Below are 18,213 nucleotides of genomic sequence, written 5' to 3' on the forward strand. Positions count from 1 at the left end.
GACGCGGCGTGCCGCGAGCGACTTGCTCGTGGCCGGGTCCAGAGCAGGATGCGTCGGGCTTGTCGTGAAGGTTCGAGCTTCGATCGCGCGCTTGAGCTCGCTGGCGTTGCTCGCCGGCGTGATGTCGTGCGGCGCGCGCACCGGGCTCGACGCGCCCGACGCGCAGATCGACTCGGGCATGGACGCGGGGCCTCCGCCGCCTCCTCCGCCGCTCTGCGTGGACGTGACGCCCGAAGAGCCGCGCGTGACCGTCGACCTCGCGATCCCCGCGAGCCTGCGCGTCGTCGACGTGATGTTCCTGATCGACTCGACCGCGAGCATGCAGGACGAGATCGACTCGGTGCGCGAGCGACTGCGTGATCGCGTGGTGCCCGGGGTGCGCGAGCTGATCCCCGATGCCGCGTTCGGCGTCGCGCTCTTCGGCGAGTTCCCGGTGCCTCCCCACGCGATCGCGGGCGACGACGTGGGGCCCTTCCTGCTGCGCACGCCGATCACGACCGACGTGGTGCGCATCGAGACCGCGCTCGCGCGCACGCCGGTGTGGGGCAACCTCGACGACGCCGAGGCCGCGATCGAAGGGCTCTTCCAGGTCGCGACCGGTGCCGGCCTGACGCCCTTCATCCCCGCGAGCGTCGGCTGTCCGAGCGGCGGCGTCGGCGGTGCGTGCTTCCGCGACGACGCGTTCCGCATCGTGATGCTCGTGACCGATGCGCCGATGCACAACGGCCCGCCCGGGGTCGAGCCCGTGTCGAATTACGAACGGGTCCGGCCCGTGCCGCACACCTATCTCGAGACGGTGGACGCGACGCGCGCGCTGGACCTCTTCGTGATCGGGCTCGCGGCGTCGGACGCGGGACGCCCGAGCGCGTTCCAGCATCTCGTCGCGCTCGCGCGCGACACCGAGTCGGTCGACGGCGCAGGGAACCCGATCGTGTTCGACATCGGAGGACGCGGCGATCGCATCGGGACGGGCATCATCGATGCGGTCCGGCGCGTCGCCGAGGAAGTGCCGCTCGACGTCGACGCGACCGTCGAGGATCGACCGGGCGATGCGCTCGATGCGCTCGACGTGATCCGCGGGATCCGCGCGCGCTCGGCCGAGCCCCCGAGCGGCATCGCGGGCATGGACGGGGCGCGCTTCCTCGGCGTGCGCCCGGGGACGCGGCTCACGTTCGAGCTCGAGATCGACGCGAGCGAGCTGCCGCCGTCGCCGGCGCGGCGAGAGTTCGCGGCCCGTGTGATATTCCGGGAGTCGGGGCGCAGTCGCATCGAGGTGCGCGAGATCGTGATCGTCGTGCCGGGCGACGACGGTATCGGGTGCGAGGACGAGTGATGGGACCAGATCGGCGCGTGCTCGGGGTGGTCGCGGCGCTCGCGCTGCTCGGTTGTGGATCGAAGACGGGGCTCTTCGCGCCCGACGCGGAGGTGCCCTTCGATGCCGCGCTCGATGCGCCGCTCGACGCGTTCGTGCCGCCCGATGCGTTCGTGCCGCCCGATGCATTCGTGCCGCCCGACGTGTGCATCGAGCTCCCGCCGATGGAGCCGCCGCGCTCGGTCGACGTGTCGTTCGTCAGCCGCGTGCTGAGCGCCGAGGTGTACTTCCTCGTCGACGTGACGGGCTCGATGGGCGAGGAGATCGGCGAGATCCGCGCGCGCCTGCGCGACACGATCATCCCCGGCGTCGCGGCGCAGATCCCCGACGTGCGCTTCAGCGTCGGGCGTTATGCGGACTTCCCGGTCGATCCCTACGGCTCCGACGGGCGCACCGGCGGCATGCCCGCGGACGACCTCTATCGCCTCGAGCAGCGCAGCACGACCAACATCGATCTCGTGCAGCGCGCGCTCGATCGCCTCGAGCGCCAGGGCGGCGGCGACCTGCCCGAGGCGACGGTGGAGGCGCTCTGGGTGACGGCGACGTCGGATGCGCCGATGCGCCTCGTGCCCGCGCGCGCCTGCCCCGCGGGGACGGTCGGCTATCCGTGCTTCGAGCGCGAGGGCTCGCGCATCTTCCTGCTCTTCACCGATGCGCCGATGCACAACGGGCCCGACGGCTCGGATCGGTACGCGCCGGTGCTCGGGTTCCGCAATCACACGTACGAAGAGACGGTGATGGCGCTGCGGACGATCGGCGCGAAGGTGCTCGGTCTCTACAGCGGCGACGGCACCGACGGTGGGCACGAGCAGCTCGAGCGGCTGGCGCGCGACACCGGCGCAGTGCGCCCCGGCGGATCGCCGATCGTGTTCGACATCGGGACGAACGGCGCGAGCCTCGGGCCCGACGTGGTCGAGGCGGTGCGCACGCTCGTCGAGGAAGTGCCGATCGACGTCGACGCGCTCACCGAGGACTGGCCCGGTGATGCGACGGACGCGACGGAGTTCGTGACCGAGATCCTCGCGGTGTCGGCGGAGCCTGCGAGCGGTGCGACGCGGCTGCGCGATCGGTTCGTGGACGTGCGTCCGGGCACGCGCGTGACGTTCTCGATCATGCTCGCGAACGAGCGCTTCGTGCAGATGGACGAGCCCCAGGTGTTCCGGCTGATCGTGGTGCTGCGCGGCGACGGAGTGACGCGGCTGAGCGAGACGATCGTCGACATCGTGGTGCCGTCGATCGATGGAGATGGGTGCTCGGAGATCGGTCGGTGAGGCCTCGGTGAGAGGCGCAGGGTGGTGGGTCCGCCGCCCTGGCTCGCGGGCTGCCGTTCGATCGCGGTGAGAGTTGGGAAGCGCTTCGCGCTCTGCCGCGATGCTTCGACCACGAAAGATCGTGCGGTTCAGCCCGGCTTGCGGGCGTCGGCGAGACCGACGTGCACCGTGAGCGAGATCGGGCCGCCTGCGAAGTACGTGTCGAGCGCTTTCTCGACCTGCTCGAGCATCGCCTCGTCGCCCGGCTGCATGCCGCAGAGCCAGCGCCACTCCGGCATCGCGACCAGGCGCACCATCGGGTCGCTGAAGATCTCGCGCGCGTTGCGGAAGGGCAGGCGCACCTCTTCGACGTGGATCTGCACGTCGTCGAGCCCCGCGCCCGTGAGCTGCGCGCGCCACGCGCTCGCGCTCGGGTGACGTAGCGCGAGCTGCTCGATGCGCCGCGCGAGCGCCGCGTGATCGCGACGCACCGCGATCTCGCGGAACATGTCGAGCACCTCTTCGAACGTGCCGGCGAGCGGGCGCGTCAGCAACGCGCGTCCTCCCGGCGCGAGCACGCGACGGATCTCCGAGAGCGATGCGCCCTCGTCGTCCACCGAGCTCATCACCAGGTTGCCGACCGCGATGTCGAAGACCTCGTCGCCGAACGAGAGGTGCTCGACCGGCTCGATCTTGAAGAAGATGCGCTTGCCCGCGTCGTCCAGCGCGCGGCGTCGCGCGAGATCGACGAGCGCCGGATCCCGATCGATAGCGATCACGCGGCCGCCCTCGCCGAGCCGGCGCATCACCTCGAACGCGGGATGCCCGGTGCCGCACCCGACGTCGAGCACCGTGAGGCGCGCGCCCTGGGGGATGCGCGCGACGATCGTGCGCCCGAAGAGCGAGGACCAGCGCGGCACCACGGCGCTGTCGTAGAGCGCAGCTTCCTGCGGCGTGGTGGTCGGCCCTACGCGCGCGCCGCGTGGCGACGGCGGAGGCTCGGAGCGCGGCCGCACCGCGGGCATCTGGGGCGTCGAGGGAGGACGGCGCTGCGTGGGCTCGTCGCTCGCGAGCGCCGCCTCGGGATCGTGCATCGCGGGCAGCTCGGGCTGCGACGCGGGACGCCGCGCCACCGGCGGGATCGGCGGAGGCGCCGGCGTCGGGCCATGCGGGGAAGGGTGACCAGGGTACGTCGGACGACGCGGGCCCCGGTCGCCGCTCACGCGCCGGCCCCCGGATCGCCCTCGAGCTCCGCGATCGCGTCCGCCGCGAGATCACCGATGGTCGCGGTCGCGTCTTCGAGCTCGGGCAGCGTGACCTCGCGCGGGTCTTCGGTGAGCTTCTCGAGGTGGCGGATCGCGCCGGGATCGCCGTACGCCGCGAGCGCCTCGATCGCCGCCGCGACGACCTCGCCGCGCGGATGGGCGAGGAAGCGCGCGACGAGCGGGAGCGGATCGGGATCGCGGATCTCGCAGAGCACGAAGGGCAGCTCCTCCATCGAGTGCCCCGAGTGACCGCGCGCGAGCAGGCGCTCGATCCCGGTCGCGACCTCCTTGAAGCGCTCGTACGCGACGTCGAGGAGGCACTCGCCCGCCTCGTTGCGCACCGAGGGCTCCTCGTGATCGAGGATCGCGAGCAGCGCGTCCACGGTCTCCGGGCCCTGCACCTGCGCGCAGAGATCGGCGAGGCGCATGAGGCGCATCTCCTGCTCGTCCGGGTCGTCCAGCGAGAGCGCTTCGCGCACCGCGGACGACAGCGTGTGCGCGATCTGCTTCTCCTCGGCGGACTCGAGGAACGCGTCCTCGGCTGCGCGGAGCGCGCGATCGGCGTCGAAGAGGGCGTTCAGTTGCTCGCGCGCGCGGTCCATGTGGTCGCTCCAGGTGACCGTCGCGTGTATGCGCCGCGGCGTCGTACGTCAAGGTGTGGGGCCGGCGCGGCGCGCGTCACCGAACGCTCGCTCACAAGTGCGCTCTCTCTCAGTCGTGCGAGGCGCTGGGTGGTCGTGGTAACTTCTCGCCTCGCATGGAGAGTGGAGAGCAGGGCGGTCCCGGCGCGGGCGAGGGAACGTTCCGGGGGACGCAGATCCGCGACGACGGCACGGGACCGGTGCTGCTCGAGCACCGGCAGAAGGTCGTCGTGGTGGCGGGGCCGGACCGCGGTCTGGAGGCCGAGATCACTGGCAATTCGCTGGCGATCGGCACGGCACCGACCAACGACCTGGTGCTGGCCGACGACACGGTGAGCCGTCGTCACTGCATGATCTCCGTGCAGCGCGATCGCTACGTGGTGCGCGATCTCGAGTCGACGAACGGCACGATCGTCGACGGGACGCCGGTCCTCGAGGCGTTCCTCGCGCCCGGCGCGCGCATTCGCCTCGGCGACACCGAGATCCTCTTCCAGCCCAAGAAGAAGTGGGAGCGCATCGAGCAGCAGAGCGGCGACCGCTTCGGTCAGCTCTGGGGCCGCAGCGAGGCGATGAAGCCGGTGTTCGCGCTGCTCGCGAAGCTCGCGCCGACCGACCTCTCGTGCATCCTCGTCGGCGAGACCGGCACCGGCAAGGAGCTCGCGGCGCGTGCGATCCACGATGCGTCGCGGCGCGCGGCCAAGCCCTTCGTCGTCGTCGACTGCGGCGCGATCAGCGACAACCTGATCGAGAGCGAGCTCTTCGGTCACGAGCGCGGCGCGTTCACCGGCGCGGATCGCCAGCGCATCGGCGCGTTCGAGGCGGCGCACGGCGGCACGGTGTTCCTCGACGAGATCGGCGAGCTGCCGATCGATCTGCAGCCGAAGCTGCTGCGCGTGCTCGAGCGTCGCGAGATCAAGCGGCTCGGCTCGACGCGCCTGCTCGAGGTCGACGTGCGCGTGGTGGCCGCGACCCACCGCGATCTGCCGGGGATGGTGCGGCAGGGACAGTTCCGCGAGGACCTCTACTACCGCCTCGCCGAGGTGGTCGTGTCGCTGCCCGCGCTGCGCGAGCGGCGCGGCGACGTGGGGCTGCTCGCGCAGCGCATCCTCGACGAGTACGCGGAGCCGGGCGCGCGCCCGCCGCAGCTCGACGGGTCGGCGATCGAGGAGCTCGAGCGCCGCAACTGGCCGGGCAACGTGCGCGAGCTGCGGAACGTGCTGCGTCGCTCGATGATGATGACGAGCGGCCCGATGCTGCGCGCCGCCGACCTGCGCCTGGGCGCGGGCCCGGGTGGCACCTCGAGCCGGCCGCCTCCGCCTTCGCCGGTCGATCTCACGGGCGAGGAGGCGACGTCGCCGTCGATCGACGTCGCGGACGATCTGCCCATCAAGGACGCGCGCGAGCGCTGGGTCGCGCCGATGGAGCGCGAGTACCTCATCCGCGTGCTGAAGCGCTGCGGCGGTGATCTCGATCGCGCGGCGGCAGACGCGGGCGTGCACCGGAAGAGCTTCGAGCGCCTGCTGCGCCAGCACGGCATCAAGGCGGGCGAGGTCCTCGACACCGAGGACGAGTGAGCGCTCACCGCAGTGCTCGCTGATCAGCGCAGTGCTGGCTGATCACCGCAGTGCTGGCTGATCACCGCAGTGCTGGCTGATCAATGCAGTGCGAGGGTCGCGATCACCGGGCGGTGATCGCTGCCTTCGCCCTGGCCTTCGCGCACGTCGCGCGCGTCGATCTCGCGCGAGACGAGCACGTGATCGAGACGCATCGGCGGTAGCAGGCGCGTGCCGTTGGGCCACGTCGTCGCGAGGCCGCGTCCCGTGGACTCGTGCGCGCCGCGCAGGCCTGCGTCGAGCAGCGTGCGATAGCCGCGGCCGAAGGGGCTCGCGTTGAGGTCGCCGGTGACGACGACGGGCTCGCGCGACGACGAGACGATGCGCGCGAGCAGCGCGAGCTGCGCGTTCCAGGTCGTCGCCTCGATCCCGAGGGGCGGCATCGTGTGGACCGCGAGCACGCGCACCGGGCCGGTGCGGGTCGTGAGGCGCGCGTCGATCATCGGGACTCCATCGAGATCCTCGATCGTCGCGTCCATCGGCACGCGTGAGAGCAGCGCGATGCCGAAGCAGTCGTCGCGATCCGCGATCACACGGTGCGGAAAGCGCGCGAGCACGCCGCGCTCGCCGAGCACCTCGCGCCAGCGCGGCGTGACCTCTTCGAGCGCGAGCACGTCGACCTCGAGCGCGGCGAGCTCGTCGGCGAGCACCTCCGCGCGCGGGTTGCCGGCGTAGAGGTTCGCGGTCGCGACGCGCAGCACGAGCGCGTCGTCCTCGGCGCGCGCCGCGCCCGCTGTGAAGAGCGTCGCGACGAGCATCGCGTGCACGAGGGCCGCGGGCGACGCGAGAAGCGCGACGGCGTGGGCACGACGCGCGAGCGCGTACACGAGCGCGAGCCACGCGGGCGCGAGCGCCCAGCCGGTGAACGCTTCGATCGCATCGAAGGGATGCCCAGTGAGCCCCGGCGTGATCCGCAGCAGCGCGATCGCAGCGAGCGGCGTCGTCAGCGCGAGCACGACGCGATCGAGTGAGGCGAGCACCCGCACCTTCTCCCATCGCGCGCACGTCCGAGCACGCGGAGATTGGTCCGCGAAACAGCGGCGAAGATGTGGCGGCGCTTGACGCGGAGCGCGCGGGCATCCGAGAACGTCGCTCATGCGCGCCGTCCTCTGCGAGTCGCTCGGTCCCGTCTCCTCGTCGCTCGCCGTCCGCGAGATCGATGCGCCCCACGCGTCGGGCGGACAGCTCGTGATCGACGTGAAGGCCGCGCCCGTGAACTTCCCCGATCTCCTGATGGTGCAGGGCCTCTATCAGATGCGCCCGCCGCTGCCGTTCTCTCCGGGCGGCGAGATCGCAGGCGTCGTGCGCGAGGTCGGGCCCGGCGTGCTCGGGTTCGCGCCGGGGCAGCGCGTGATGGCGTTCTGCGGGTTCGGCGGGTTCGCCGAGCAGATCGTGCTCGCGCCGGCGCAGTGCTTCTCGATGCCCGACGAGATGCCCTTCGAGGTCGGCGCGTCGCTCTTCCTCACCTACTGCACCGCGCACCACGCGCTCGTCGATCGCGGCCGGCTCACGAAGGGCGAGACGCTGCTCGTGCTCGGCGCGGCGGGCGGCGTGGGTGTCGCGGCGATCCAGATCGGCAAGGCGCTCGGCGCGCGCGTGATCGCGACCGCCTCGAGCGAAGAGAAGCGCCGGTTCTGCCTCTCGCTCGGCGCGGACCAGGCGATCGATCCCGGCGCTGATCTGAAGGGCACGCTCAAGTCGCTCGGCGGCGTCGACGTGGTGTTCGATCCGGTGGGCGGTGATCTGAGCGAGCCCGCGCTGCGCGCGCTGCGGCCGCGCGGGCGCTTCCTCGTGATCGGGTTCGCGAGCGGGACGATCCCGAAGCTGCCGCTGAACCTCGCGCTGCTGAAGGAGTGCGACGTGGTCGGCGTGCAGTGGGGCGCGTTCGCCCTGCGCGAGCCCGACAAGCAGCGCGCGATCGTCGAGGACCTGATCCGGATGTGGCGCGCGGGGGCGGTGAAGCCGCCGATCCACCGCACCTACTCGCTCGACGAGACCGCGCAGGCGCTCGACGACCTCGCGCAGCGTCGCGTGATGGGCAAGGTCGTCGTTACGCCGTGAAAAAGTAAACGGCGTTCACGAAACCGTGAACGCCGTTTACGAATCAGCGGGCGCCGCTCACTCCGCGACGCTCACGCGCCACAGGCCCGCGGGCTCGAGCGGGCCCGCGCCGGGGTCGTCGCACAAGCCGAGCGTCGTGACGTAGAGCAGGTCGTCGCCGCCCTGCACCCACTGCGAGATGTACGGGCGGTGGCCGTCGAAACGATCCTCCACCGCGCGGCCGTCGCTGCCGCGCTGCACCGAGCGCACCCAGCCCGCGCACATGTCGCCGTAGATCATGCGTCCCGTGAGGCGCCCGCCGTACTGATCGGCGTTGCGCGGCTGGTACTCGACGCCGACGTACGCGTTGCGCTTCGTCGTGTTCTCGGTCTCCTCGTCCTCGAGCACGTAGCGGTGATCGTCGGTGTGCGACCACGAGACGATCGGCTGCACGAAGTCGTCGCAGTCGAGCTCGCGGCAGAGGCCCTCGTGCACCGGCCAGCCGAGGTTCTGCCCCGGGCCGGTCACCACGTTGACCTCCTCCCACGTGTTCTCGCCGACGTCGGCGACCCAGAGGTTCCCGCTCGCGTCGAGCGCGCCGCGGAACGGCGAGCGCACGCCCCACGTCCAGACGTTCGGGCTCTCGTCGCCGCCGCCCGACGCGAACGGGTTGAGCGGCGAGGGCGTCGAGCCGCCGCTCGCGGGATCGCGGCTCGGCACGATGCGCAGGATCTTGCCGAGGTCGTTCGTCACGTCCTGCGCGTTCGCGCTGCGGAGCTGCTCGCCGAAGAGCGCCCACATCGAGCCGTCGTCGAAGAAGCCGATCGAGCCGACCTGGTGCCAGGCGCGCGTCGCCATCGGCTCGTCGACGAAGTAGATACGCTGCGCGCTCGCGACCACGCTCTCGTAGTCGGGGGGCGCGAACGTGTAGCGCACGATCTCGCTGCCGGTGACCGTCGTGCACTGACCGAGGTAGAGGAAGTGGTTCGTCTCCCACTCGGGATCGAACGCGGTCGAGAGCAGCGAGCAGCCGTCTTCGAGCGTGATCGTGAACGAGCCGAGCTCCGTGACCGTGTCCCCCTCGATGCGCACGTGGCGCACCGTGCCGAGGATCTCGAGGAGGATCATCTCGTCCTCGGTGCCCGGCACCGCGGCCGCACCGACGAGCGGCAGCGTGCCCTCGGGCAGCTGGAGGCGAGTGAACTCCATCCACGGTTCGACGGGGCCCGCGGGGGCGTCGTCGTCACCGCCGCACGCGGTGAGCGCGAGCGCGAGAGAGAGCGTGAGAAGCGATCGATTCCGCACTGCCAACCTCACAGACGCCAGCCCAGCCAAGCGCGATAGAACTCACCGTCGTCGAGCCCCTCGTCGGGCGTGAGATCCACGCCCGCGGCGGCGCCCACGACGAGACCGAAATCGAGGCGCGCCTCGACGTACCCGCCGAGCCACGTCGCGGGGTGCAGGTTGCCCCCGGCGGTCTCGACGAAGAGGTGCTCCCAGTAGGGCCCCAGCGCGACGATGTCGAAGAAGTACGGACCCACCCGCGCGATCGTGTGGAACAGCGTGCGCGTCTCGCCCGACCCCTGCCGCAGCGGCGCGAAGACCGTGAACTGCGCGAGCCCGTCGATGCCCACCACGTGATCGATCAGCGGCACGCGCGCGTCGACGTACGGACGCACCGCGATGCCGTCGAGCGGGATGGCCTCCGAGCTGTCGGAGAGCAGCGCGCCGTGCATGAGCCCGATCTCGCCGCCGGCCCACAGCGCGCCGTCGAGCAGCACCGCGCGCGCGCCGACGCCGGTCTCGACCCAGAGGACGTCGACGGTGCGGCTGCTCGCTCCGCCGAGCCGCGGGTTCGTGTAGAGCGTCGCGTGCACGGTGAGATCGACCATCTCGTGCACGGGGATCGCGCCGCGGCCGTGGATGTGGAAGCCCCAGAACGTGTCGATGATCGCCTCGCCCTCGAACGCGTGGGGGCGGACCTGACGGGGCGCGGGCGGCTCGACCGTCACGGCGGGCGGCGCTTCGGCGTAGACAGGCGCGCGCTCCGTCGTCTCGGTGGTGGCGGTCGTCTCGGTGGTGGTGGTCTCGAGCGGCGTCGCCTCGGGCGCGGGCTCGGTCGCGACGGGCTCGTCCTGCGCGAGGGCTGGGCTCGTGGTCACGACGATCAAGAACAGGAACAGGGCGAAGGAAGGGAACGAGCGAGAGACCATCTTCGAATCTCCGTCAGCGCGTCGACGGCAGCGCTGCGATCCAGCGTCGGATGAGCGCGATCGACTCGGCGTCGCGGCGCTGCACTCCGAGCGGAGGCATCGCGCGCGCACCGTCGTCGTCGAGCATCGCGCTCACGATGACGCTCGTGTCGGGATCACCGGGCACCACGCGGATGCCCGCGGCAGACGCCTCGCTCTCGGTCTCGCGATCGATCGTGTTCTCGAGGAACACCTCGGGACGCAGATCGAACGCGGCGTTCGTGCCGACGCTGCCGTCGTGACAGTGCGCGCAGTTGGCCCACGCGTACGCGATCACCGCGCGCTCGTCCGCGCTCTCGTGCGCGGGGATGACGAGCGGCGTGCGAGCGCCGAGATCGATCGCGCCCGACTCGACGAGTCGATCGATCTGGTTCGTGTCGTCGGCGAGCGAGCGATCGTTGAGCCCGAGCACGCGTCGCCGACCGGCCTCGTGGCACTGGCGGCACTGGCGCTGGCTCGGGATCGCGTGATCGAAGGACTCGCCGAACGCGTCGACGGGCACAGTCTCCGCGACGCGCAGCTCGGCGCGCGCACCGCCGCGACCATCGCCGTCCCAGCGGTACGACGCGAAGTCCCACTCGCCCTCTTCGTTCAGGCGCATGACGCGCGTCTCGACGGGGCGCGACGTTCCGTCTTCGCGCGGATAGGCGAACGTCTTGAAGAGCAGCGTGCCGGTGGGGAAGGTCCAGCGCTCGGGATCGGCCGCGTCGATCGTCTCGCCCTCGGGCAGCACGACGTAGCGATGTTTGTCGGCGCCGTTCGTCCAGAGCTGGTGCGTCGGCGCGTACGCGACTGCGCGCACGTCGACGGTGTCGAGATCCGCGGGATCCGGGTAGATGCCGAGCTGCTCGACGCTCGATGGGAATTCACCGAGCGGCGCTTCGATCAGGGTCGGCCCCGCGTCCTCGCAGCTCGCGAGCAGGAGCGCGATCGCGATGGGACGAATGCAATTCCAGGCGTTCATCAGGCGCATGGCGCGGGCGGACATTGGGGCGACCCCGTGGGCCTTGCAAGTCGAGGTCGTGATGGAGGACCGCGACATACCCGCGCCGTCTCACGCGCCCCGACGTGCGTGGCTGTGGGGTTGCGTCAGAGCGTCTCGAGCGCGCGCAGCAGCGCGTCGCCGCGGGCGCGATCGATCATCTGCACGTACGCGATCTTCCCGCGCAGCCACGCCTCGAAGTCGGGCTTGCTCTCGCGGTTCTGCGCGGCGAGGCCGGTCTTCTTCGCGTTGTGGAGGATCGCGCGCAGCATGCGCACGTCCTCGCGCGGCACGCCGAGCTTGTGCGTCTCGTTCACCACGATGCCGGTGACGGTCTGGCGGCCACCCGCGCGCTGCACGCGGCCCTTCTTCACCTGGATCCGGAAGCCTTCTTCTTCGACGACGTGGCGGACCCGCGCGATCAAGCGCGCGATCTCGCCGCGCTTTCCTTCGGGCGCGCTGAACGTGAGGTCGTCGGCGTAGCGCGTGTACGTCCAGCCGCGCGCGACTGCGAGACCGCGCAGCCGTTGATCGAGCTTGCGCGCGATCTGGTTCGAGATCGCGGGGCTCGTGCACGCGCCCTGCGGCAATGCGCGCGGGCCGGTCGCGACGTCGTACTTCGCGCCGTCGTACTCCGCGCGCGTGCGCGCGCTCTCGGTGCAGAGCAGCGCGAGGATCGTCGCGACCGCGGGCGAGTACCCGACGCCGGTGAAGAGCCCGCGCACCCGCGGGAACGTGATCGACGGGAAGAAGCTCTCGAGATCGAGATTGATCACGACGTCGCGCCCGACGTGCTCGCGCGCGTTCGTCACCGTCGATCGACCGGGCACGAAGCCGTGCGCGGGGCGCTCCACCGGGAGCTTCTCGAGCACGTGCTCGAGCACCCACTGCTGCGCAGCGGCGAGGCGCGGCATCGGTGCGCTCAGTCGACGTGTGCCGCCCGAGCGCTTCGGCACGTCGAACTGCACGTAGTGCGAGCGGCGCGCGGCCTCGGCGTGGAAGCACAAGAAGCGCAGCGTCGGGATGGTGACGCCGAGCGCCTTCGCGACGTCGGCCGGGCTCGCCATCACCGGCAGACCGAGCGCATTCAGCTTCTCGACGTGCGCGCGGCGATCCCCGAGCAGCGCCGAGACGCCGCGCCCGAGGTAGACGATGTCCTCGCGCTTGCGGCGCGCGATGCGCTCGGCGCGTGCCTGCTTCCGTGCCTCGCTCGCGGCGCGCTTCTCTTCCTTCGTGCGCGCGCGATCGGCGCGCAGCTGCGCGACCGCTTCGTCCGCGTTCTTCGCGGCGATCGACGACGCGAGCCGGTGCGCGTCCTTGTGCTTCAGCCACTCGTCGCCGATGCGATGGATCTCGACGAGCTGTGCGCGCGTGAGCAATCCCCGCAGCTCGAGCCCGCGATCGATCAGCGCGGTGCGCTCGTCGCTCTCGGGCGGGATCACGTCGGTGCGCCCGATCCACGCGGTGCGCCACGGCACGATCTTCAGCGCGCGCGTGCGCAGCTCCGCGGGCGTGAGCGTGAGCAGCGACCCGACGTCGTAGGGATCGAGCGTCGGGGCGCTCGGCGTGCTCGCCTTGAGCGCGGGCTGCGCGACGAGCACGGGCTGCGCGACGAGAGGCGCGCTCGCGCTCCGGTGATAGACCCAGTTCTGTCCGCTGGGCGTGCTCGTCAGCGTGCGCGTGTAGCCGTGCGGAGCGAAGAGGCCTCGCGCGAAGAACGCATCGACGAACGCGATGCCGTCGGTGACCGTCTTCACGGTGCGCCCGGGCGTGCCGCGCGTCGCGTCGTCGACGACGTCGATGGGCGTGAAGCTCTCGCCCTTGGCCATGCGCGCCTTGATCGCGCTCCAGACCGCGGCCTCGAGCGGTGAGCCGGTCGTGCCCACCTCGCTCGTCACGATCGGCGTCGGGCCTCCGGTGAAGAAGTCGACGACCTTCTTCCAGAAGCTCATTCGTCACCGGCCCTGCGAGGAGCCCCGCGTGCTCGACTTCGTGCGTTGGACCACGTCCGATCACGAAGGCACCGCGGGGGCCTGTGTTTCGACGGACTCATCGAGTCGCTTCGGTGTCGAACACAGGCCCCTGCGGTGCCCAAAAGAACATCGGGCGTGGGGTTGCATGAGGAAGCAGTGTCCACCACGGCGTAACGCCGCGGTCTCCGCGCTGCCGAAGCAGACGGAGTGGGCTCGTGCGCGCGGAGCTCCTCGCAGGGTCGGTGAGAGTGAGAGTGCCAATCGAGCGGGTGAATCATCATCGCATTCACCCGAAAAAGGAACCGCCGATCGAGCCGGCGGCGAGACGGACATCGGCGCTGCCGATCACCGTCAGGCGCAGCGCGAGCAAGTGACGGCACGCGCCGTTGCGCAGACCGAAGCGACGGTGGTGCGTGCAGGTGCAGCGCGCGCGTGAGAACACGCCGTCGCGATCGAGGATCGTCTCCGGGGACTCGCCCGAGATGCGCGCGACGAGGAGGCGCTTGCCGCCGGGGAGCGCTTCTTCGCGCTCCATCTTCACGCGGTGCTCGACGAAGAGCTTGCGCGCCGCGGTGAGCTCCTCGGGCTCGGGGCCGATCACCTTCTCGGCCTCGCGCGCCTCGACCACGTCGCGGAAGCGATAGGCGCCCGCCGCGAAGTCGTAGACCGCCTGGCCCTGCTTGCTCAAACGATGCAGCGCGGCGGCGACGCTCTTCTGCGCGTCGCCGGTCTCGCTCGCGAGCGACGCCGGAGTGCCGGTGCGGCGCACGCGCAACGTCGAGCCCACACGCTCGAGGGTCGCGGCGTCGGCGGTGAACGTGCCCGTGATCAGATCGAGGTTCGTGCCGCCCGACCAATCGCTTTCGGTCCAGCCACTCAGCGCGAGCACGAAGCGCATGCCCGGCATCGTCACGATCCAGATGCTCGGGAGGCCGTTGCCCAGCAGGTGCACGTCGACGCGCTCGGCGATCGGCAGGAGGCGCGCGAGCGCAAAGAGGCGACGGCGCCCCCACACCTTGATCGTCTCGTCCTTCTCGCCCTCGTACGCCGCGCCGCGATCCTCGATCGCGACGTTCCACGGCTCGAGCACGAGGCGCGCGGGCTTGCCGCGCACGAGCTCGAAGCGGATCGCGCGGGGCCCTTCCTTCTCGCGATGACGCTTCAGGTGCGCGAGCACCGAGTACACGCTCGCGACGTCGAGCGACACCCGCCGCATCGGAAGGCCCGTCGCCGCGGAGATCTGACCGAACCCGCGCAGCCACGAGGGCGGCAGATCGATCTTCTCCTCGCGATAGTCGGCGCGCCCTTCGACGCGCACCTCGAAGCCTTCGGGGTCGACCTTCAATCGGGTGGCGCGATAGGTGCGCAGGCCCTGGAAGTGATCGAAGAGCGGAAGTGAGTAATCGACGTTGGTCGTGCCGGGCGCGGCCTGGTGCGCGCCGTCGAGCTGCTCGCGATCGAGGTAGAGCGCGCCGTAGCTCGACTCGTCCTTCGAGAAGCACTCGAAGAACACCACGTCGTCGGCGACGGTGACGATCGGATCGCAGGGCACGAGCGAGCGGAAGAGCTGCGGATCGTTCTTCGCGAGCTCGTTCGCCCACTTCACGCGCGCATCCCAGTAGATGCGGTGCATCGTGCGGAACTGGCTCTCGAGGTCCTTCGAGGGCGGGCTGCTCGCGATCTCGGCCGCGAGGCGCACCTGCTCCTTCGCGCGCACGTCGCGGCGCACCCGCTCTTCTTCCTCGAGCTGCGCCTTCTTCCACGCTTCGTAGGCGCTCTTGTCGCGCTTCTTGAATTTCAGATCGCCGATCACGACCGCGTGCAGCGCCGAGATCGCCTCGCGGAATCGCAGCGGGTCGCGCAGCTCTCCGTCGAGCCACACCCGCTCGCGCGCGAGGTTCGGCGAGAAGCGCAGCGTGGAGCGATAGGGCCCCTGATCGACCCCGCTCTTGCCGAGATATCGCAGCTCGTAATTCACTCGATCACCAGCGAGGGCACGTGCACGCGCACCGCGTCGCGCACCGTCGGTGATGCGATGGCCGAGCGCACCAGCGCCACGATCGCGCCGCGTCGCTCCGTCTCGCGCACGCTGCGCAGCGTGATCGCGAGCAGCGGCAGGAGCGCATCGGCCTCGTGCTCGCCCTGCGCGATGCGCGCGGCAATTTGGCGCAGCGCAGCCCGCTTCGCGCGGCTCCCGCGGTGCACCGCGAGGAGCGTCGTCGCCCACACGTGGCGCAGGCTCTGCGGCGCGAGGGCGCTCGATCGCGCTTCGAGGTGCGTGATCAGTCGCTCGCGCGCGTCGGGATGGGGCGTCTCGGCGAGCGCGGCCCAGAGCTCGGGCTCGTCGCGGAAGCGCACAGTGCCCGCGAGCACGTCGAGCGCGCGGGCGCGCACGTCGTCGAAGCGGCTGTCGAGCAGATCGCGCAGGTGCCGCGTCTCGCCGATCCCGATCACGAGCGGCATCAGCCACTCCAGTGCTTCGCCGCGCACGGTGCCGACCGGGGCCTGCACGATCGGCAGCGCGGTCTCGAGCGCGGCCGCGTCCTTCACGCCCTTGTCCTTCGCCCACGCGAGCCCGAGCTCCGCGATCGGCGCGGCGCTCGCACACGCCCATCGGGCGCAGGTCGCGAGATCGACGCGCGAGGGGCTCACGTGGGCGCGCATCGAGGTCGCGAGCGTCGCGGTGAGCGCGGGATGATCAATCGCGAGCAGCGCGTCCCACTCGCTCATCGAGAGCGACTCGATGCCGCGGGCATTCGCGAAGAGCCGCGACGCGAGCTCGATCACGTCGGCGTGCGGGCACGCGAGGAGCGGGCGGAGCGTCGTGATCGAGAGCGACTCGAGCTCGCTCTTCATCTCCTGCTCGAGGAACGCCGCGACCTGCCGGCGCACGTACAGCGAGCGGGCGCGCACCAGGAGCGAGAGCAGCGCGTCGAGATCGCGCCACGCCTCGGGGTGCAGCGGGGAAGGGCGCAGATCCTTGAGGCTGCGCCCGTGCACGATCGTCGTGCGCCGCGGCGACAGCGCGATCGCGTCCGAGCCGTGATGCAGCAGCTGCATGAGGCTCCAGCTCGCGACGAGGTCCTCGGGCTTGCCGACGTGCGCGTCGTCGTAGCGCGCGAGCGCATCGAAGACCCACCGGCGGAACGCCGCGGGATCGCGGCGGCCCATCACGCGGAAGAAGCGCAGCGCGCGACGGCGCAGGTGCGCGCGGGTGTGGCTCGAGAAGATCGGCGCGCGCACCGGGTCGGCGCCCGGCGTCTTCGTGCGCGTCAGGATCGCGACCTCGCGCGTCGTGCTGGTCTGCCAGTCCCATCGCCGCGCGCGCTTCAGCGAGTAGCGGAAGAGCCGATCGAACGCGACGAGGAACGCCGCGATCACCTCGGCATCACCCGCCGCCTCCGCCGATTTGAAGACGTGCTTCACGAGCGGTCGCTGGCCCGGCGCCCCGCCCGCGGTCTCGTCGATCCAGCGCAGCAGCATGTGCCGCGCCCACGGCCGCGTGTCGCGCGCCCACTTCTCGCCGAGCGCGCCGAGCCGTGTCGCGGCGAACGGGCCTCGCCGCTTGGGCAGCTCCCACGTGTGCTTGCCCTGGCCCTGCTTCGTCGTCTCGGCAGGCTGCCGGAACGCGACGATCTCGGCGAGGAAGCGTGGGTCCTCCTGCGCGAAGAGCTCTTCGAGCAGGAGCATCGAGCCTGGCTTCGTCGTGACCGCCATCGCGCGCGAGAGATGCGTCTCATGCGGGCGCGCCGCGGGTCAAGCGCGCGTGCTAGATCGCGCCCGACATGACGAGCGAGCCGCGTTTCGAGGGCAAGGCGCTGATCACCGGCGCGAGCGGGTTCATCGGTGGACGGCTGCGCGACGCGCTGCTCGCGCGCGGCGCCGACGTCGTCGCGATCCGTCGCAAGGGCTCGCCCGCGGCGAAGAAGGGCCGCTCGGTCGAGGCCGAGTACGACGACGTCGCGGGGCTCGAGCGCGTGATGCGCGAGGAGAAGCCCGACTACGTCCTTCACGTCGCGGGCGCGACGAAGGGCGTGACGTACGAGGACTTCCGCCGCGCGAACGTGGTGCCCACCAAGAACCTGCTCGAGGCGCTGCTGCGCGCGCACCCGGGCGTGAAGCGCTTCGTGCACGTCTCGTCGCTCACCGCGTACGGCCCTTCGACGGCGGAGCGCCCGCTCGTCGAGAGCGATCCGCGCAAGCCGATCGAGTTCTACGGCGAGAGCAAGCGCGAGGCGGAGGAAGCGGTCGAGTCGGTCGGGGATCGACTGCCGTGGACGATCCTGCGACCGGGCGGCGTGTACGGGCCGGGCGACGTCGACTACTTCGAGCTCTTCAAGGAGGTCAGTCGCGGTCGCAACGTGTTCTTCGGCAATCGCAAGCGCTGGTTCTCCGCGATCTACGTCGACGACTTCGTGAGCGCGACGCTCGCTGCATCGGCGCATCCGGGCGCGATCGGCAAGGGCTTCTTCGTCTGCGACAACACGCCGATCACGTGGGAGCGCTTCCAGGGCGCGATCGTCGAGGCCGCGGGCAAGCGCGTGATGACGCTCGATCTGCCGGAGATGCTGGTCTCGGTCGCAGCGTTCGGTGGTGAGCTCGCGACGAAGGTCGACGGCAAGCCGCGCCTCTTCAACCGACAGAAGGCGAAGATGGGCGCGCAGGAAGCGTGGACCTGCAAGAGCGACGCGATCCGCAGCGCGATCGGATGGAAGCACGAGCATCCGGTCGAGCGCGGTGTGCGCGAGGCGCTCGAGTGGTATCGCCGCGAGGGCTGGATCCGCTGACGTGATCGCGGCTCGTGCTCGGGCGAGCACGAGCCGCG

Annotated in this window: 14 protein-coding genes; 5 read left to right on the top strand and 9 right to left on the bottom strand. The window is 71.1% G+C overall.

Annotated features, from left to right (window positions below):
- Window positions 1-91: 91 nt before the first annotated feature.
- Window positions 92-1,333: a hypothetical protein gene (locus tag I5071_RS00585; RefSeq protein ID WP_236519898.1), complete on the top strand. Its 1,242-nt coding sequence runs from the start codon at window positions 92-94 to the stop codon at window positions 1,331-1,333.
- The gene (locus I5071_RS00590; protein ID WP_236519899.1) at window positions 1,333-2,643 is read left to right on the top strand and encodes a hypothetical protein; all 1,311 of its coding nucleotides are present in this window, start codon (window positions 1,333-1,335) and stop codon (window positions 2,641-2,643) included. Before I5071_RS00585 ends, I5071_RS00590 begins: the two co-directional genes overlap by 1 nt.
- A 128-nt stretch (window positions 2,644-2,771) precedes the next feature.
- On the opposite strand, the gene I5071_RS00595 is transcribed toward I5071_RS00590, so the two are convergent.
- Window positions 2,772-3,755, bottom strand: a complete 984-nt coding sequence (locus I5071_RS00595; RefSeq protein WP_236519900.1) for a class I SAM-dependent methyltransferase — start codon at window positions 3,753-3,755, stop codon at window positions 2,772-2,774.
- An 86-nt stretch (window positions 3,756-3,841) separates the two neighbouring features.
- Window positions 3,842-4,489: a HEAT repeat domain-containing protein gene (locus tag I5071_RS00600; RefSeq protein ID WP_236519901.1), complete on the bottom strand. Its 648-nt coding sequence runs from the start codon at window positions 4,487-4,489 to the stop codon at window positions 3,842-3,844.
- 155 nt (window positions 4,490-4,644) lie between these two features.
- Between I5071_RS00600 and I5071_RS00605 the strand changes: the two genes are divergently transcribed.
- Window positions 4,645-6,102: a sigma-54 interaction domain-containing protein gene (locus I5071_RS00605; RefSeq protein ID WP_236519902.1), complete on the top strand. Its 1,458-nt coding sequence runs from the start codon at window positions 4,645-4,647 to the stop codon at window positions 6,100-6,102.
- Window positions 6,103-6,182: 80 nt separating this feature from the next.
- On the opposite strand, the gene I5071_RS00610 is transcribed toward I5071_RS00605, so the two are convergent.
- Entirely contained in the window at window positions 6,183-7,121 is a 939-nt protein-coding gene (locus I5071_RS00610; RefSeq protein WP_236519903.1) for an endonuclease/exonuclease/phosphatase family protein, read from the bottom strand.
- A gap of 115 nt (window positions 7,122-7,236) precedes the next feature.
- On the opposite strand from I5071_RS00610, the gene I5071_RS00615 reads away from it, so the two are divergent.
- Entirely contained in the window at window positions 7,237-8,202 is a 966-nt protein-coding gene (locus I5071_RS00615) for an NADPH:quinone oxidoreductase family protein (RefSeq protein ID WP_236519904.1), read from the top strand.
- A 57-nt stretch (window positions 8,203-8,259) separates the two neighbouring features.
- On the opposite strand, the gene I5071_RS00620 is transcribed toward I5071_RS00615, so the two are convergent.
- The 6 genes from I5071_RS00620 to I5071_RS00645 form a co-directional block, all read right to left on the bottom strand.
- Window positions 8,260-9,390 carry a PQQ-dependent sugar dehydrogenase gene (locus tag I5071_RS00620; RefSeq protein WP_236519905.1) on the bottom strand — a complete coding sequence of 377 codons (1,131 nt, stop codon included), beginning with the start codon at window positions 9,388-9,390 and terminating at the stop codon, window positions 8,260-8,262.
- 104 nt (window positions 9,391-9,494) lie between these two features.
- Window positions 9,495-10,394: a DUF6733 family protein gene (locus I5071_RS00625; protein WP_236519906.1), complete on the bottom strand. Its 900-nt coding sequence runs from the start codon at window positions 10,392-10,394 to the stop codon at window positions 9,495-9,497.
- Window positions 10,395-10,407: 13 nt separating this feature from the next.
- The gene (locus tag I5071_RS00630) at window positions 10,408-11,397 is read right to left on the bottom strand and encodes a hypothetical protein (RefSeq protein WP_236519907.1); all 990 of its coding nucleotides are present in this window, start codon (window positions 11,395-11,397) and stop codon (window positions 10,408-10,410) included.
- Between the two features lie 125 nt (window positions 11,398-11,522).
- A complete protein-coding gene (locus tag I5071_RS00635) occupies window positions 11,523-13,367 on the bottom strand; it encodes a reverse transcriptase family protein (protein ID WP_236519908.1) in 1,845 nt (614 codons plus the stop codon).
- A 307-nt stretch (window positions 13,368-13,674) separates the two neighbouring features.
- A complete protein-coding gene (locus tag I5071_RS00640; RefSeq protein WP_236519909.1) occupies window positions 13,675-15,366 on the bottom strand; it encodes an SWIM zinc finger family protein in 1,692 nt (563 codons plus the stop codon).
- Window positions 15,363-17,105: a hypothetical protein gene (locus I5071_RS00645; protein ID WP_236519910.1), complete on the bottom strand. Its 1,743-nt coding sequence runs from the start codon at window positions 17,103-17,105 to the stop codon at window positions 15,363-15,365. Before I5071_RS00645 ends, I5071_RS00640 begins: the two co-directional genes overlap by 4 nt.
- A gap of 68 nt (window positions 17,106-17,173) precedes the next feature.
- Between I5071_RS00645 and I5071_RS00650 the strand changes: the two genes are divergently transcribed.
- Window positions 17,174-18,175 (top strand): NAD-dependent epimerase/dehydratase family protein, encoded by a 1,002-nt coding sequence (locus tag I5071_RS00650; RefSeq protein ID WP_236519911.1) that lies wholly within the window; start codon window positions 17,174-17,176, stop codon window positions 18,173-18,175.
- The last annotated feature ends 38 nt before the right edge of the window (window positions 18,176-18,213 follow it).

Origin of the sequence: Sandaracinus amylolyticus, from assembly GCF_021631985.1 — a bacterium.
In the GTDB taxonomy this organism is placed as follows: Bacteria; Myxococcota_A; Polyangia; order Polyangiales; family Sandaracinaceae; genus Sandaracinus; species Sandaracinus amylolyticus_A.